Origin of the sequence: Desulfamplus magnetovallimortis (assembly GCF_900170035.1) — a bacterium.
Classification (GTDB): Bacteria; Desulfobacterota; Desulfobacteria; order Desulfobacterales; family Desulfobacteraceae; genus Desulfamplus; species Desulfamplus magnetovallimortis.
The window spans coordinates 15088-33320 of the sequence record NZ_LT828568.1 but is presented as its reverse complement, the minus strand read 5'-3'; the positions used below and the strand labels follow the sequence as shown (position 1 = coordinate 33320).

At 34.0% G+C, this 18233-nt stretch carries 13 protein-coding genes and 2 pseudogenes; 1 reads left to right on the top strand and 14 read right to left on the bottom strand.

Annotated elements, in window-relative coordinates; all coding sequences use genetic code 11:
- The 5 genes from MTBBW1_RS25965 to MTBBW1_RS25945 form a co-directional block, all read right to left on the bottom strand.
- Positions 1-260: hypothetical protein (locus MTBBW1_RS25965; RefSeq protein WP_139786912.1), on the bottom strand; the 260-nt coding region annotated here is incomplete at its 3' end.
- Between the two features lie 50 nt (positions 261-310).
- Positions 311-1075, bottom strand: coding sequence for a phosphocholine cytidylyltransferase family protein (locus tag MTBBW1_RS25960; RefSeq protein ID WP_080809558.1), 765 nt, complete (start codon positions 1073-1075; stop codon positions 311-313).
- On the bottom strand, positions 1072-1704 hold the full coding sequence (locus MTBBW1_RS25955) for a gamma-glutamyl-gamma-aminobutyrate hydrolase family protein (RefSeq protein WP_080809555.1): 633 nt from the start codon (positions 1702-1704) through the stop codon (positions 1072-1074). Before MTBBW1_RS25955 ends, MTBBW1_RS25960 begins: the two co-directional genes overlap by 4 nt.
- The gene (locus MTBBW1_RS25950) at positions 1694-4108 is read right to left on the bottom strand and encodes a PEP-utilizing enzyme (protein WP_139786911.1); all 2415 of its coding nucleotides are present in this window, start codon (positions 4106-4108) and stop codon (positions 1694-1696) included. The genes MTBBW1_RS25955 and MTBBW1_RS25950 overlap by 11 nt, the downstream gene beginning before the upstream one ends.
- A gap of 115 nt (positions 4109-4223) precedes the next feature.
- Positions 4224-5390: a TIGR04372 family glycosyltransferase gene (locus MTBBW1_RS25945; protein ID WP_080809549.1), complete on the bottom strand. Its 1167-nt coding sequence runs from the start codon at positions 5388-5390 to the stop codon at positions 4224-4226.
- A 343-nt stretch (positions 5391-5733) separates the two neighbouring features.
- Between MTBBW1_RS25945 and MTBBW1_RS25940 the strand changes: the two are divergent.
- Positions 5734-7001 (top strand): annotated as a pseudogene (locus MTBBW1_RS25940) (IS110 family RNA-guided transposase).
- 361 nt (positions 7002-7362) lie between these two features.
- On the opposite strand, the gene MTBBW1_RS25935 reads toward MTBBW1_RS25940, so the two are convergent.
- From MTBBW1_RS25935 to MTBBW1_RS25885, 9 genes and pseudogenes are all read right to left on the bottom strand, one after another.
- Entirely contained in the window at positions 7363-8517 is a 1155-nt protein-coding gene (locus tag MTBBW1_RS25935; protein ID WP_080809547.1) for a class I SAM-dependent methyltransferase, read from the bottom strand.
- 13 nt (positions 8518-8530) lie between these two features.
- Positions 8531-9277 carry a formyltransferase family protein gene (locus MTBBW1_RS25930; RefSeq protein WP_080809544.1) on the bottom strand — a complete coding sequence of 249 codons (747 nt, stop codon included), beginning with the start codon at positions 9275-9277 and terminating at the stop codon, positions 8531-8533.
- A 437-nt stretch (positions 9278-9714) separates the two neighbouring features.
- Complete coding sequence (locus tag MTBBW1_RS25920) at positions 9715-10485, bottom strand: adenylyl-sulfate kinase (RefSeq protein ID WP_080809538.1); 771 nt, start codon at positions 10483-10485, stop codon at positions 9715-9717.
- A 49-nt stretch (positions 10486-10534) separates the two neighbouring features.
- A complete protein-coding gene (locus tag MTBBW1_RS25915) occupies positions 10535-12427 on the bottom strand; it encodes a hypothetical protein (protein ID WP_080809536.1) in 1893 nt (630 codons plus the stop codon).
- A complete protein-coding gene (locus MTBBW1_RS25910) occupies positions 12424-12939 on the bottom strand; it encodes a WbuC family cupin fold metalloprotein (protein ID WP_080809534.1) in 516 nt (171 codons plus the stop codon). The genes MTBBW1_RS25915 and MTBBW1_RS25910 overlap by 4 nt, the downstream gene beginning before the upstream one ends.
- 129 nt (positions 12940-13068) lie before the next feature.
- Positions 13069-14177 (bottom strand): annotated as a pseudogene (locus tag MTBBW1_RS25900) (DegT/DnrJ/EryC1/StrS family aminotransferase).
- A 7-nt stretch (positions 14178-14184) separates the two neighbouring features.
- Entirely contained in the window at positions 14185-15159 is a 975-nt protein-coding gene (locus MTBBW1_RS25895) for a GSU2086 family protein (RefSeq protein WP_080809526.1), read from the bottom strand.
- Positions 15156-16688, bottom strand: coding sequence for a PfkB family carbohydrate kinase (locus tag MTBBW1_RS25890; protein WP_080809523.1), 1533 nt, complete (start codon positions 16686-16688; stop codon positions 15156-15158). The genes MTBBW1_RS25895 and MTBBW1_RS25890 overlap by 4 nt, the downstream gene beginning before the upstream one ends.
- Positions 16689-16711: 23 nt before the next feature.
- Positions 16712-18142 carry a hypothetical protein gene (locus tag MTBBW1_RS25885; RefSeq protein WP_080809520.1) on the bottom strand — a complete coding sequence of 477 codons (1431 nt, stop codon included), beginning with the start codon at positions 18140-18142 and terminating at the stop codon, positions 16712-16714.
- Positions 18143-18233 lie beyond the last annotated feature (91 nt).

Genomic DNA, 18233 nt, shown 5'->3' with positions numbered 1-18233 from the left:
AAAAATTCAGCAGATACTAAATAAACTTCATGTATTCCCCATGAGTAGTGTCCCATGAAACAATCGAATGATTCATCCATATTAAACCCTGTAAGATCAGAGAGATGATCCAGAGCTTTAGATTTTGCAATGCAGCTATCCAAAATATATTTAATTGTTCTTCCGGCACATTTGGGGATATGGTCAAATACAAGAATATATTTAGAGTCGCTGAGTCTTGCGACCTCTTCTCTATCAATAATTTTGTTAGATTTTATCATAGGTTTATTTTTTGTATAAAACAGATTGTTTATGCCCACATTGAGCAGTGTTAGCGCCAGTCATGCAGCCAGTAAGTATCCATTTGCTGATGTTTCATTATCTCATTTTCATAACACATAATATCTTGCCGTGAATCCGCCTCACACCATTTCCCGCTTACAGGAATAGCACCTATTTTAATATGTTCTGCTAGTAATCGTTGTAATAAAGATGTCATGTCAAGGCAGGAAATTTGGTCTGTTGACAGTGTTTTTACATAGTCGGTTACAAGTAAAAATCCTGTAGGAGTAAAATATAATAAACCCATGAATTGTCCCTTTATGTCATCATATGAATCAGTTTTTCGACCGATATCTTGGAGTTGGCCGTTATCCTCAATAAATGTTTCCGCATCATCAAGCGGATTTGAGAATCGAAGTTCCCACAAGGATTTCCAGGAAGTATCGTAAAGAACGGCTATTTCATAGGGGCATCCTTGAAATGCTTTAATGTGGTCTGGATGATATAAAATATCTGAATATGATACGAGGCAAGGTGAGTTATCTAATGAAGGTAATGCACATAGCATTGTGCTGACCATATTTGTTTCTGCCCATAAAGGATTATGGACAGTTTTGAAAACACCTGTTATCATTTCAGATTTATATCCACATGCAACTGTAATGTGACTGATTTGGTTTGCACGGATTGCATCAATTTGCCAATGCAACATTGGCTTCCCTTGTAGTGAAATTAAACATTTTGGCATATATAGCGTTGCCTCTTGCATCCTGGAACCGCGGCCTGCCGCAAGAATAAGGGCTTGCTGAATCATGATTGCACAAAAAGTTTGTTAAATATTGTTAAATCAATTATCTGCGGTGCTTTTTCACGTTCTGGATGCCACATAATACCATATGCAAGTCTGTTTTGAGTTCGGACAGCTTCAATACTGTTATCTTCTGCGATTGCCCATACAGAGAGGTCGCTCGATATATCTTTGTTCTCTAAGATTCCTGTATGAAACGAGTTTACTGCCAGATATTCATTTGCAATATATACATTATGATATGTTCCTACATGTGTTTGGCTGCTGATACCACCTTTTTCCTGACTTGGTAATTTGCCGCCAAGTACATGATTAAGTACCTGCATTCCCCTGCAAACTCCCAGTAATGGCAAGTTGTTCTCAATTGCCCAGAGACACAGGGTTCTTTCTGTCTCGTCCCGTAATGGAAAAATTCCCCAATCATCCCCGCCTGTTAATATTATTCCTTCCAAATTCAAGGATTCAACCCATTGTTTGATCACAGATTGTCCAATATTAGGAACTGGTATAAATGTCGTCTGTTTCAGTACCCGGGATAAGAATATTGTCCAGTCGTGTGCCAATTCGTTGCGTAATTCTTTTCTGAAACCACTTTTCACCATACGCATGGTTATTCCAATACGCTTAATGGGCATTTTGATATGCTTTCAATGTCCGGTTGTCAATATTCAAGACACCTTTGGATGCTGTAATGCATTCGGAAAATAATTTATCTCCAACTCCAATAGCAGCTGGCAATCCATACTCCGCACATCTTATAGCCATGTGTGAATTGGCTCCTCCAAATTTTGTCACAAGTCCTTGAATGCCCCGGGTAAATATCCAATCATAGCCTGGGTCTGCATTTTCAATACATATAATGGCCTTATAAAGGGGTTGTAAGTCTTCACATGATGAATGAGCATTTAAAAAAACAAATGGTGCCTCTGTATAGCCAGATCCAATAAAATTAGGAGCACTACGATGTTGTGGGATTATGAAAATATCTGCAGGTGATCTAACAATGTAACCCAGTTGCATATTTTTTCCTAATGAATATAATTCTCGTCCTTCTTCAATTTTCCTCTGAAAATATTCTTTTGCATCGCAAAGCAGACTGATATTGTTCCATGCAGTAATTGTGTCTATAGTCAGATAAGCCAGATCTTCACGGTTGAAACCAAAGGATTCACCCCACAGAGTAACCATTTCAAGAATATCAGAAATATTTCTGGTAAATATGAATTTACTGTATTCACGTCCGGCAATAGCCCTTCTGATATATTCAAATAAGCAGATGGAAGAATATTTTCCTAAACCAGCTTCATGTAAAAGTAGATTTAGATCATGAGTCTCTTTTTTTGAAAGAGTAAATTTTACTACTGGATTTAAAGTTGGTAACTCATTGATATTGTCGAAAAGGGCACCTCTGTTTGAATAACACGGCGATAAAATATCATATGTCATTGGTCGTAAATGACCATATTTTGAAAGAAATAGAGATTTATCTTCTTCACCTTTCATTACCAGTGCAAAATCACTACTTATGCTGCTTGAAATTGTTGTAATTGATCGCTTGAATTTTGCAACACGTTTACTGTCAAGTACACCTCTATCTATAGCTGTTTTAAGAAAATTTTCGGCAATAAATGCATGACGTGCCAATATGGAAAAAGGTAATGTACCTAATGTTTGGCACTCTTCTAAATAGTGTACAATGTGGCAAAGATAGGATTCGCCTGGAAGATGTCGTTTCTGTTGTTTTTGGTATAATTTTGCAATGCTACGCTCGGCTTGAGCTATTGAACCGGATACACTAAGATCAAGGCAGCGGGAAGTCAATAAACAGAGATGTTGTTTAAATTCTAAAACTTCTTGCTGAGAAAGAAGATCAGGATATCGTTTGTTGAAGTATGAATTAAAACAAAAGTCCATCGCTGTAACGGCGATTTCAAATTCGACCTTGTCATGTAATTCTGGTTTGTTTTCAAGTCTCTTAAGCCATGCGTTAACAAGTTTTTCAGCAATTTGGGAGTGCAAACCTTCTGGCAGAAATGAATTGAAACTGGTACGAACATCAATATAGGGGCGTCCGGCTATGAGAGTCATTAATTCCTCTGCCGGCATATTGCGATAGCCCATGAATGCCCTTGCTTGCCGCCACACTTTGCGTGTAATTAATGAACGATAGAGGGAAGCCGCTAGGGGATGAGGAGTAACTCCTAATATTTCCGCCGGATTCCAGTCTGACATAACACTTAAAATGTTTTTTTCTCCATAAAGCATGGGCTTGCATTTAAAACATGTATTTAAAAAATTTACTACATAAGAAATTCGTTTTTTGATTAATTCATCCGTGTTTTTTTTCCAGTTTTTTGTTGAACAGATCGGGCGAACCTGGAAAAGGTAAAGTATTCCTTTTTTATCCATTCCAAACTCAATGTCTAGAGCATCATTTCGACATATTTTTTCTATTCTTCTGGCAAATTCAACAAATCTACTGAGTCTTTCTGAGTCAAAGCACTCTGAGGTAACATTACGATATACAGAGACCGTCTTGTTAACGCCAATTCCTCCGGTAATCGTATCGGTGCGTCCTGATTCATCATCATAGTTGATTATATAATACGGGGCCCCGTCTGCCAGCACTCTTGTTAAAATAACACCACTAACAACTATGTTTTTAACCATGGGCTGGACAAATAGCTCTTCCGTATCAGGTAGGCTTGACATACCGTAAGAGTTAAACACCTTATTTATGGCATTTTTTATTTTTTCTGGAGATGATGGAACGTCTAAAACAGAAGAGTAAGCTCCAGCAGCTGAGTTTGAAACATTGTCCTCCATTGAGCTAGAACTTCGTACAGCTAACAGTTTATTGGGGTATTTTTGGATTATTTGATCAATTACTAAATCAGGATTTTTGCACCAATCTTTTGCATAAACCAAGGTAGTAGATGGAATGGAGAGCTGTGAATTAAGTTTTAACCACTTGAGGGTTTTAGCTTTGGATGAAAAAAGATAATTAATTGTCATTTCATTAACTTTTAAGTTTGTCAAAGATTTGTTTGCAATATAGGAAAATAGTAAAAATATTTGTTGTATTTAGGGCTTAAAAATACCATTGTGATTTGTATATTTGTGGGATGCTAAAATTTAGTACATGGGCATTTAGTTAAGTTAAATAAAAAATTTTATTAAAAAATTTATCTCCAAAATACCATCCAAAATAGATCTGTTTTTTATACTTTGTATTGAAAAAAGCATCTTGAGCTTTTTTAGATATAAATTTTTCAATACAAATTTTACCATTATTGTAGTATGTGTATATCTCTTTAGTTAAATCAAGAATATCCTCAGGGGAATTATTTATTAATTGAATTCCATTTTCTTTCCATTCATGGCTGAAGTAGAAATTATGCATTAACATTTCATCTAAACAGAGAATACGGCCATTTTTATTTCTCAATTTTGGTATCACCAAACAGTTTGGTTCAGGTAAAATATCTTTAATTTGGCTCATGTTTATAAAACCAGCAGGCTTATTAAACATCAAAGGGACAGCCCCTATTCCAGAATCTGATCCAATATAAAATTTACAGTTAGCAAGTAACCAGATATCCATAAAATCACAACGAAATTTATTCGCATAATCTATAATTTTGGGATTGTCGCTGTTAAGTAGTTTTTCGGTGTGACTGCCCATCCGAATTGCGTATCCACCTTGCCGGGTAATATATTCCATTGCTGGAATCATATCATTGACATCAAAGTCCCGATAGTCATGGTAAGAAAAATCCATTCCCGGTAGTTGATTTTTTAAAAAATATGGATCCCTTGCATGGAAACATACAAACCATGAGTCAATTCCCATTTTAATGAGTTGTTTTTTTCCATAATGATATTCTTTTTTATTAAAAGAATAATTTATTTTAATTGAACTAAAATTGTATTCCTTGGAAAAAGTATATTGATGAATATGTCCAAAATAAAATTCAGATTCTTTTAAAACTGAATTATCTATAATTTTTTTAAAAATTGGATGTACAATATGGATATATTTAGAATAGATTTTTAATAGCTGGTTATTAGCAATCTGTTTTTCACGAATACCTACTATGAAAGGTTTATTATAATTATGGTTTATGGTTTGTAGAAAATTGTTTGTATCATTGGCTAAATGTCCTATTCTATTTGTCCACATTTGAATGACAATTACTTTTTTAAATATTTGAACAATATATAGTAAAAAATAGATTAAATAGCCTGCAATATTATAAAAGCAGTATTGAAGCTTTTGATTTAGCTTTGATAGTAAATATGTAAATTTAAAAAATTTCATAATGTAGGTTGGTTAATTCATAAAAGTTGTTTTATAAGGAAGGTAATCTGTTTTAAGATCAAAATGTAAAATAGAAGATAAAAGATATAAAAAAATTATGATAATATTTTCATTTATTGTATAATAACCATGGCAAACCAGTTTGTCACAACAAACCATGAAAGCTTTTTAAGCAGTAGATTCCCCATTAATTTCGGCGTGGAGAGTTGCAAGGGGTGAGTTGGTAAAGGGACTTTTATATAACGGCCATGCCCTGGCGGGCACAACGAAGATAGAAACACTTGATTTAAAGCTGAAAAGGTCATAGTTATCTTAATTTTTTTAAACCACAACGTTTTTTAAAATGAGGATAACCATGACCAAAAAAATAGATAGCACGTTTATTCAAATTATTCACCCTGTTTGTTGTGGACTGGATGTTCATAAAGATAAAATTTCAGCTTGTCTGCTGACAGTAGGTAGGAATGGTGAAGAGATACATGAACTGAGAGAATTTAATACATTCACCGAGTCGTTGTATGAGATGAAAAAGTGGCTAATATCAAATAACTGCCCTGTTGTAGCCATGGAAAGCACGGGAGTTTACTGGCGGCCGATTCATAATATTCTTGAGGATTCAATGAAGGTATTTCTTGTTAATGCCCGGCATATTAAAAATGTTCCGGACGCAAAACAGATTTAAGCGACAGTAAATGGCTTGCGGGACTTCTCCGTCATGGATTATTGAAAGGCAGTTTTATTCCTCCGGATAATATTCGGGAGGTAAGAGATCTGACCCGTTTGATAAAAACGTATACTGAGACAACAGCAGATTATAAGAGGCGTATTCATAAACTGTTTATTACAGCCAATATAAAAATTGATTCGGTAGTCTCTGATTTGTTTGGTAAAACAGGACGTAATCTGATTAATATTCTGTGTACAAAAACAGATATTAGCATTGAGGAGATACAAGAGAATGCATCAGGAAGCCTCAAGTCAAAAGTAAAAGAGCTACACGCAAGCATTCAGGGCTTTTTCAAAGATCATCACCGCTTTCAATTAATTGGAATGATGGATACAATAGCAACGCTTGAAGCACAGATCAAAGCAATCAACCAAAGGGTGAGCAAACTTACACAGGAACATGAAGATTTGTTGAATCGTCTGGATGCAATCCCCGGAATTGATAAAAAATCAGCTCAAGCCATTATCGGTGAAATTGGTATCACACTGGAAGAGTTCGCATGTGTTGCTGCATTTGTCAGTTGGGCTGGTTTATGCCCCGGCAATAATGAAAGTGCCGGCAAACGTAAAAGCGGCAGAAGCCCGGTCAGAAACCATCCATTGAAAACTCTTTTGATTCAGGTGGCATGGGCAGCGATTAAAACTAAAGGTTCATACTATAAAGCCAAGTACTATAAATTAAAAGCAAAACGAGGTGCAAAAAAGGCTATAGTAGCAATCGCTCACAGGATCGGAAAAGCGATTTACAATATCATCAAGAATGGGGATACCTATCGGGATCTTGGTGAAGATTTTCTTACCGGCTCAGAGAAAGAACGAGCCATTTATAATCTCAAGAAAAAAGCTGATGCACTTGGTTATAATGTAGTTCCTTGTACCGCTTGATCATTATTATAAAAATGTAATAAATTATTTAAAATATTTTATTGCACTGGACATTCTTGCATCAGTAAAAACAAGTCGGGATAAGAACTGAAGGCATTGAGCGCGAATATAACATGACTGGTCGGCCTTGTAGCACAACAAACTGTTAGTCCCTCCTTGAGGGAACTACGCATATAAAACTATGTAAAAATAAGGCTGACTTACTGATTCTTGAAATTACAGTACTTTAAAACGCACCATTGACAAACAATAAAATTCAGGCGGCAAATATATTCAAAAACCAACATGCCTATTCCAAATTAAAGGCTTTTGTTATTCCAAAAGTTAACGGATAACTATATGGTTTTGCTGCTAATGTGTTTCATATAAAACCTTTTGATAAAACAATATAGTGATTGGGAACCCCCCAATATGATCTTAAGTTAGATGCAGCCATATAACTGCCTGGAGAAAGATTTGATAATACAATAATAATATCATTGATTACTTTATTAATCTTTGGATGCTTAAATATGCACATTTCCTTTAATTTATTTATAAGTAACGTAATGTCAATATGGTTAATAATATTGTTGGCATATTTATATATATCGTGAATTGTATCTTTTGTTTTTATATTATTATATTTATATAAAAATTCTAATGATTCTATATTGTTTAAGATATCTCCTAAAATAAAAGAGTTTTCCTTTAAATGATAGCTATCTAAAATTTTATTTAGTTCACTATCTAAACCAGTCACCTTTTTATGCCAGGTTAGATCATTTACAGGTTGATATGAAGGCCAGCTGGAATAAAAATTAGGCGACAAATCTGAAATATCTGAAATTATCATATCAAAATCATAATAGCATTCATTTAGCATCAATGGATTAAATAAAACATCTTTTGCCCACAGTTCAAATTTTCTGGAATGCGGGATAGAGTTGTAGTCTTGTTGAAAAAATAGTTTGGCAGCTTCAACTTTCTGGCTCAAGTGATTAATTTTATTTTTTCTACAGTATAATTGAATAATAAGTGATTTTATCAATTCAATAAATCCACCTACCGAATTAGAGGTTGATAAAATCAACAGCCCATAATCATTTAAATAACTGAATATTTTTCGTAAAATTAGTTTTTTATTTGATAATGAGTGAATCAGTCCTTCTATAACAATAATGTCAAATTTATCGTTAAAATATACATTGTCAATGAGGTCGATATATATTTTATTTATGGAATGTGTTGTGTTATAATTAATGAATAAATTTTGTAATTGTTGTATAGATTTTTCTATAGGTTCTATTATAGTCAATTTTGAACCCATTAAAGCGAATAGTAGTGTATTTTCTCCACTGCTGCACCCAATTTCTAAAACCTTAGCATCATTCCAAACCCGGGGATGAATATTTAGCTTATTTATTAAAAGATTATCTCGCTTATTCTTGTGTATATTAAATTTGTTAACATTCTTGATATCATGAGTTGTTGGATTAAAGTCATGTTTAATATAATATTCATGAAGTGCAACCATAATGGCGACCTTTTTATTTAATATTCAAGCTTTTATCTTTTTGTTTAAGAATGGCTAAATGTTTCAAAACAGGATGTATAACGTAAAAGGATTGAGCTGTTTCAGATTGATGAGTTACTTTATTAAAGTTACCATTCTGGTAATCCTTTATAAGAACTTCCACTAACAAATCGGCCCTGATAGCGGCATCATAAAGATGATCTAAGTCAATCCCTTGTGGCGGTGGTGGATATTTTTTTCGTTTTATTATGGGGCCGGAATCGATCTCTGAATTTAGCAGGATTGCTGATACACCGCATTCATTATCTTGAAGCAAGCTATAGTATAATGTCGTGCTTCCTTTGTAATCAGGAATGAAACCACTATGTAAATGCAGAATTGGGATACCAAGGTTAATGAGCTTTTCAGGAACAATCTGGGAACCATATCCTGAATAAATAATCATTTCAGGTTTTATTTGTTCTACCTGTTTTTGAATTATCGGGTCCTTGATAGAATTTGTTGATAATATTTCAAAATTCCATTTTGCATATTTACATGTTTGTAATAATGGTTCATTAAAATCAGGATAAAATAGCGAATTTGAATTATGAGTTTTTGTTTTTTGGATTTTATCTATCAATTGACCAGGAAGGCTTCCCTCAACATTACCAAACAGCAGTACATTTTCCGGGTGCAGGTTTGATCTCTTCATAGCTTGTGCATAGCTTTGGCTTCTTGTGGTGAAAGCTGCCATAAATAATACGTTATTGAGTTTCAAAATTAATACCTAATTTTTTTGATAACGTTAAAATATAATTAATCTCACTGGATATTAAAAAACTAAACTGCTTTATATCTTTTTCATCAGAAAATCTTTGGTATTGGGAACATAGAGTGTCCATGCATTTGATAAGGCCGTTAAGATATTGAATGATTTGATATTTTGAATAATACAAATCAAAAATAAGTGCTAACTGCAAATATAATCTTATGTTGGTATAAGCCTCTGGAGGATCAGGTTTAAATGAAAATGTATAAAATTGATGAACATGCTTTGATAACTCGAATTTTTTTAACAGGTTTTGCATAAAATACTCAAGCTTGTCTGCCAGTTGCTCTTCATTAGCACTAATTAGGGTATTCATAGCTGTTAAAAGTGATTGTGTATCAATAGACGTTTTCTTATTATTGTTTTGTTTTATTTTGTTATATAAATCATTTATGTAGTATTGAGATTTTTTTTATATTATTGAGATTAGAATCGATATTGAATTCAAGAGAACTGTTTTTTAATAGATTGTCTTGTTTGGAAAGGTATTCAGGATATTTGAGATTTAAATGTTTTTGTATTTTTCGCCGCGAATTAATCCAAACCGTTAGAAAATCTATCCCCATAACCTTAGAATAAAAGTAGGTGTTTGGCTTTTCTATTAAATTGCCTTTGGAGTATATGTATTTGATTTTTTTTCTGTTTTGTAATGCAGATGAAAGAATTTCGTTTGCCAAGGAATCAAACTCATTTAGTTCAGGGCTGTTATCAATTATTAGATCGTAAGTAGTAGGGTTATGAAAGGGAATATCCATACCAACGACATTTTTCAAAATTCCTTGCTCTGCACTGGCATACAGTTTTTTTATATCTCGTTTTTTGCATATATCTAAAGGCACAGATATGAAAACTTCATAATAATCTGAATAGTTATTTCGATTCCATATTCTGGATTCATCAAAAATAGATAAAATGCAGCAGACAGCGTTGATTTTCTGGCGGTCTAACCAAGCACAGAGTTCACAAATCCTGTCTGCATTTATTTTACGCCCCTCAATTGTATAGGGTGAGTCTCCTCTGTCATGTTTAAAAATTTCTCTTATCTCATCTCCATCAACAAAAACTGTATTTGGTTCCGATTGCTTCCATAATTGGTAAACTTTTTTACCTATAGCTGTTTTTCCAGATGCAGACAAGCCTATCAACCAAATAATCATAAATTCAATACCTTAAGTTTTAAATCAATTGATAAATTTTGAGCAAATATTATAAGTATAAAAAAAATTGGTCATCTTCGATAATATGCATAAATTTTTTTAATATTTTAAAAGGATTATCAAAAATATAATTAATATTTTTTGAACTATAATATGCATGGCTTTTATGGTCATCTCGATTCCAATTATGACAAAAGTACAAAATAACTCGGATACCTAATTTTTTGATCTTGTTTTGAGTTATACTATAATACTCGTTTTTTTTACCGTGCCCCCCTCCTTTATCTTTTTCATGATTCGGGGCGGCTGATGGGAGCCATGACTGTTTATTTTGATTGACAATTTCAGTGAGTTTATCCAGAGCCGTAATATATAAGACAACATGATATGGGGATGAATATCCATATTTATTTACATAGTTTTCTAATAATTTAACAGATAATAATAATAGTTCTATATTATCAGCATATTGGTTGATACATTCATTAATCAGCTCAATTGGCATTTTAGGGAGCTTATTAGAAGTTGTTTCCAGATTTAACTCTTCATTATACTGATGAATTAAATCCATAGATAATTTCATTTGCATAAATGGAGATATTTTAAAAGACTGATTTTTATATAAAGGAAAATATCGCCATTCAGTACGTTTTTTATCCTGTAAAATAAAGTCTATGGAGTTCATCAGATAGTCGAGACCATCTGATATATGCATAATTGCCTGTTCTGCAATTTTATGATTATTTTTTATAATTTCATCATAATGCTCATATGTTTCCTTTATACAAGTAATTAGTTGTTCTGATGAATGAGCATAGTATGTATTATTTGATAAACACGTTATAGCAGCTTCTTTTTCCGAGGGCTCAAACACTATATTAGGAATACCAGATGCCAGTCGGAAAGATGCTGCATCATTTACATCATGAGAAATCATGATTTCACCATATTTATATTCTATCAGATAAGATGAGCTTTTGTCGACAATGAGCCGTTTGGAATAGATATGAGTATATGGAACAATAATTCGTTTGTATATTTCTGATTTATAGTCTTCTGCTACACATCTAATAACTATTTTTTTATCTTTAAATGTATTTAAAATGGATTCGATTGTCTGGGAAATAGTATGCTCGGGGTTTGTTAATTTTCCTAATCGTGTTAAGTGATATATGATTTTATTTGATCCAAGACTGATTTTAACATTGTTATGTATATATGATAATTTTGGATTTCCGGCAGGAATTGCACATATTTCCCGAGAATTATGTTTTACTGTATATGGGGGAAATATATCAGATATAAATTCATTGTTGTAGTATTCATCAAACGGCTCGTTTGAACTGCATAATATATAGTCGCAATATCTTCCCATTGTCATAACATTATTACAGAATGACCCGTTGGCTTGATGATTAATTGCAATTTTTTTAATTGTTTGGGGGAATAGCGGCTCCATATACCAAACATCAGTCATAAATATAAGTGATAGAAAATTCAATTCTTGCAGTTTTACTTTATCAGGTACAAAAATGATAAAGTGTTTTGAAATATCATTAATTACTGATTTTGATATACTTTCAATATAGTAGGGCGTTACTATGGAAACAGGTTCATAACAATCACGGGCATTAAAAAGATCAATTAACGGTGTTAAATGGTCATGAAAATAAGCTCTATCAAAATAAATCCCAATATAAGTCATTTCCATCGAGTGTTTAAAATATGTATTAAAATAATCAAGATTATAGTAATATATTGAATTGATAAAATCGTTGATGTTTGTTGACACAGAATCATTTACTAATAGAATAACGTTATTTTTATCTCTTTTAAAACTAATAAGTGACAGCAAGGTTTTATATATATCAAAAGAGCTGGTCTGATCACCAAACTTTGATTGAATTGATTGAATAATTTCTGAGATATCTTTGCTATTCATACCAAATCCTTTAAAATTTTATGATTGTTTATATATTTAAATAATTTAGATATGCCAACTGTGTCTGTTTCCAGCGGTGCCCATTCAGGGAAGTCTGCATTTATAGGCTCAAATGGACCCGTAGTTGTTTCATGAAAGATAACATATTTAGTTTTCGGAATGACCATGTGCCATATATTGCAATTCATTCGGTATATAATTGATTTTCCAGATTGAAGATCTCCCATTTCAACACGCTGATCAATATCTCCGTTTTCCCGAAACAAAATAATATCCAGTTCACCTTCGATCATGTGAAATGATTCGGATATATTTGTACCATGCCTGTGTGGTCTGACATAAGTTGACATATGCATAGCTATAATCATTTCCTGCACAGAATCAGAATGGGATCGATGAAGGCAGTACCTTGCACGCCGAAATGCTGCTTTTTGGGCAAGTGGTTTCAGCTTTGCAATGGAGGCAAGGGAAAGGTCAATAATGTTTTGTTTCGAAAAAAAAATAGCTGTCATGCTGAAATATATATTTTTAGAAAAATATTATATTTTATAAAACAAAAAAACATATGATAATAAACTGTCAAGGCTTTCATCCTCCGCCAAATCATTAATAATTGAAGGGGGTGTTTGCACGGTAAATTTTTATTTTTTATAGAAATCTATGATATTGTGGGCAATATATTGAACATCACTGTCAGAGAGAACTTCACTTGCCGGGATGCTTATGACTTGCTTCACCTTTTCACTTGCAAACTGCCATTCTCCTTTTGCTGAAGATCGGTACGCCGGCTGTTCTGGCATTAAAATAGGGTGATGAATCTTGGTTTCTATTCCCCTGTCCATCAAAAATGCTCTAAGTCCATCTCGATTTTCAACTTTAAGGGTATAGGTGTAATATACATCATATTCACCATCTGCCTCTATAGGGATTTTCACTTTTGATTTAAGGGAAGTATTTTTGAAAAATTGCTCATAAAATGCTGCAATTTCTCGGCGTCGGTTAATTTTTTTTTGAAATTTGAGAGGCGTTTTAGAAGTATTGCTGCCTGAATTGTATCCATTCGGCTGTTTAAAGCCGGCTCTACACAGGATTCTCTATTGATTGTTCCATTGTAACGCAGCCATTCAATACGCTCTTGAAGGGTTGTGTTATCACCTGTAATGAATCCGGCTTCCCCACATGCTGCTAACACTTTCATGGAATTAAGGCTGAAGCATGCCGCATCACCGAAAGAGCCTGCTGTTTTTCCATACCTTTTGGCTCCAAATGCCTGTGCTGCATCTTCAATCAATAAAATATTATGTTCATTGGCAATCTTTTGTAGTTTTTCCATGTTGCAAATTTTGCCAGTGTAATGAACAGGAAGCAAAGCTTTTACCTTAGGGTTTATTAGTCTTGAAACACTAATTGGATCAATATTCAAGTCTTCCTGAATATCAGCGAAAACAGGTTTTGCACCGGTAAGGGTTATAGCGTTTGCTGTGGCAATCCATGATAAAGATGTTGTTATTACCTCATCACCAGGCCCAATTCCTAATCCCCTAAGACATAGATATAATGCGTCTGAGCCTGAATTTACCCCTTTTGCCCATTTTCGTCCGCATCTTTTAGCCATTGTGTTTTCAAACTCACTTACTTCCGGGCCAAGAATTATGCGTCCATGTTGAAAAACAGTATCTATTGCGTTAAGCAATTCCAAACGTTCTGCTTCACTTGGAATACTTAGATTTAAAAAAGGAATTATTTTCATTAGTAATTTACTCTGTATTTTGTTCTGCTTCCACGGTGGCCATCCATATTTGCGGCACGCTTTTACTATGGTGCATTCTGGCGTAATAGCTTTTGCTTCCTGAGGAGATGCTTCGTGATAGTAATGTCTTCCATGGTCTGAAGTAATAGAGGTGTTCAGTTTTCGGAGGCTCTATCATTATTTCATCGGGCAATGGTGCAAGATCCGTTACAAGAGTTGTAAACTGATTAATCTGTTTTTCTTGTTGTTTGGCAATATTTCTTGCCATGGCCAAAGCCTTAAGAAATACTTCAGGACCCATAACAGCACTGCCTAAATTCATTATAACTCCGCTTTGAAGATTATCCAGATGAGCAGCAAAATGAAGGAAGTCAGTGTAACTGCTTGCACCCCAGGAAGCACCGTCACAATTGGGATGCTCATGTACAATATCCTGACCGATACTTACGTGGCATGTGCAAAGAATACCTAATCTTTTTGCCGCCGCCAGAAGGGATAAGTTACGGCCTTGTAATTTCTGTTTTTCAATATATTTACCTACAGCAGTTGCAGCCCCGCAACCATTTTTTGCCGCATCAATAATGATGTCGTTTATGATTCCAGTTTCTTTCCATAGACCAAATTGACCATTTTGTAAATATTTACGCACGCTTTCAGTAGTGGCACCAATTAGAGCAAGTTCAAAATCGTGTATCAGCCCTGCTCCATTAACTGCTAAACAGGTGATCATACCTTTTTCCATGAGGTCAATAATAAAACGCTGTACCCCAGAGCGAATAACATGGGCACCTATCATTAGGATTACATTTGCACAACTGTCTCTGGCTTGTTTTATAGATTGTCCGATAGATGTGAAAGGCTCAACCACGGGTTCACTCATCCGTAGATCCATGACGTGATCCAATCTCATGTCATGTTGTCGATGATTGAGTTTCAAAAGTTTTAGCTTTGAACGATCAAATATTGGAAAGTCAACTTTCATTTTAAAAGGGAGGTAATAAACGCTTTGATTTCAGATTCAGTTATTGGTTTTTGATTACCTATAACCCCAATAGCCAGTGAACCCATGATTATACCAAGAAAGCCGGACAGTTCAGGTTCAAGTTTTAAGGCATATCCCATTGCTGCCATTGAAAGAAAGGCATCTCCGGCACCAATACGATCAGTTACCCTGGTTATAAATGAAGGAACAGATATAAATTCTGGAATGTCAGATGAGTAAATTTCACATCCCAGGTGCCCTCTGGTTACAATAAGCATATCCAGTTCCAGCCTACTCGCCAAGCGTTCAATTAAAGGGCGTACAGGAGTTCTATCATCTCTGCATTCAAGCCTAAGTTCATGTTCCGCAATACATGCCATTTTTTTACCTGGATACTTGGATATGGTGTTAAAGCCCCTGTTTGCTGCGTTTGCCTGTGTGTTTACGGCTACTGGTTTTTGAAGGTTATTAAGTGTTTCTACGCATTTAGTACCTACAGCTCCATGACCAAAATCTGAAACTACTACAAGATCGCAATCCATGCTTGCTTGACAAATTGTTTCAGCCATAAAAGTATCTCGATCATCTGTCAGGGGAGTGGAATCAAGAAAACAGACTTCAAATAGCTTGTTTGTTGAGTAACAGTCTATGAATCGGCGTTTGAGTGGGGTACATCTATCCGGTTTTTCTATAAAAATGGGCAAAATATTGTTTTTTAGCCTTGATTTAATAAATGTTTCATGAGAATCATTTTCGCCGAGCACAGTTAATAAAGTAACAGAGCGTGAAAACTCAGCAAGGTGGTTTGCAACAGCACAGGCTCCACCGGCAAACATATCGTTGGATTTATATTGTAATGCCAAAATAGGATCTTTTGATGACTTTCCCAAAGCCTCGCAATAATGATAGTCATCAATAATTGCATCGCCTACAATCAAAATCTTTAATTCTTTCATACGATTTAGAATGAAGTTTATCTTTTCAATGGAATGCCTTTTTTTAAAAAAACTGAGGTATCCTTGTATTTCGCTTGAAAAACTGGAAAAATAACGGTTAATTAGATTTGTAGAACTAAAAATAATATCATCCGTAAATGTCAGCCTGCACTTAATCTGTTCACATATTTTAGCTTCACGCCCCATTTTACCTGTAGGATCGCTTTGGGGAATTTTAAATTCCGAACCTTTGACATAAACATTAGGAAGTATTTTTTGTAATGTTTTTTCGGCCGTATCCCATAGATTAAGGGCTACGAAATCAACATAATCAAGTGATGCAACAGCTTCTACTCGCAGTTGTTCCGGGAAAGCGGGGCGATGCGGCCCTTTATCCACATAACGATCAGGTGTAAGTGTGACGACAAGAATATCACCCATGTTTTTTGCATGTTTAAAATAACGAATATGTCCAATGTGCAGCAAGTCAAAAACACCGTGACAATGGACAATCGTAAATTTTTTTAGTTTTAATTCCTGAATTTTAATGGATAGTTCATTTAGTGTTAAGATTTTTTTTGATACCTGGCTCATGGAAGTTTTTCTTTGCCTCTCGGTTAGAGGTCGTTTATAATGACATTTATGTAAATAATAGTTTGGGATAAAGAGTCAAATATACAAATTTTATCAGCAGGATCATTTATCGTAAAGCCAGTGATTTGAACATTCTGTTTTAATACATAAGGAAGCACGAATCGTCCTATAAGTTGTCCTGATTCTGATAAAACAACTATTGTTGTTGCATCGCAAATCCATAATTTTTTTTTGTGATAATTGAAGAACAGGGGTAAGCTGGTAAAAAGACTCATGTCTAATTTAATACTTTGATTGTCTATGCTGCCAAGATAGTTGTTATTATTATTTTCAAAGGATATACAACCTTGATCTATCTCTGAGATATTAAACAAATAAATATTCTTTTTATAAGCATTTAAAATATAAATTATTTTCTCATCTGATGCAATGTATGGTAGTGAATCTTGTAATTGATAGTTATTGATAGTTTTACCACTTTTAGTGTCAATGGAAAGTATTCCACCCTGGCAGATATTTTTATGTATCAATAGATAAGAAATATATAGATATTTCTTATAGCTTGTTGCACTTAATAAAGACGCATTATCCAAAAAAAATTTTGATGCTGGAAATGGAATTTGATTAATCTGTTTAAAATTTTTGCCTTGAAAATCACCATTATGATTTTCATGATAAGGGGTGGTGGTCGATGCAGGCCATGAATGTTTATCTAACTTAACAATATATTGATTGTCAAAAAAATATAATGTTTCCTCACTATCCTTGACCCCCTTAGGATATTTAAGGTAAGTTTGATAACTATTGATGCTTTGTCCATTTTTATCATAAATTGTTATGAGTCCATCAATTCCATTGACGACTATGAAATCATTTTGGGATTGCAGGATAGCACATGAATTTCTGAATCTAGTGTGTTGATCTATTTTGCTTATTTTGAATTCTATCCATGGGGAGCTATTTTGATTGCTTTCTGATGTATTTAATTTAACTTTATCGGCAGCTTCTCTCCATTTTTGGGCGACCAGTGGAGCAGAGAGGCTATTACGTTGCAAAGTATTTCTTAGAAGTTTTTCAGTTTGCTGATACATCTTTTTGGATTGCATTTTCTGAGCAGAACAAAGTGCGTGCATGGCATATGCGTTTTCTAAGCTATATCGTTTCATCATTGAATGATGAATATTAGATTTGCTTGTATTTTTAAAATGATTTGCTCTGGCGATATTTTCGTATTCCAAAATATTGTTTGGGTTCAAATGAGTTGATTCAGCGTGTTCCAATAATATATGTGATAATAAGGCATTTCGTAGAGTCTGATCAACAATGAGATTATGGCATCTTTCAGCTTTCTTAAGCATCGAGGATGCTTTATCGGTATACCCTGCTAAATCAAATTTTTTTGCTTCATCAAGGCAATTGCTAAACAACTCTTCAAGATTTATAAAATCTATCATACATCTCTCAATTAACAGGGGATTTTAATTGAATTTATTTTTTATAAATTTATAAAAATGAAGTAAAACCCCTATTCCTTTAGGGTAGTGG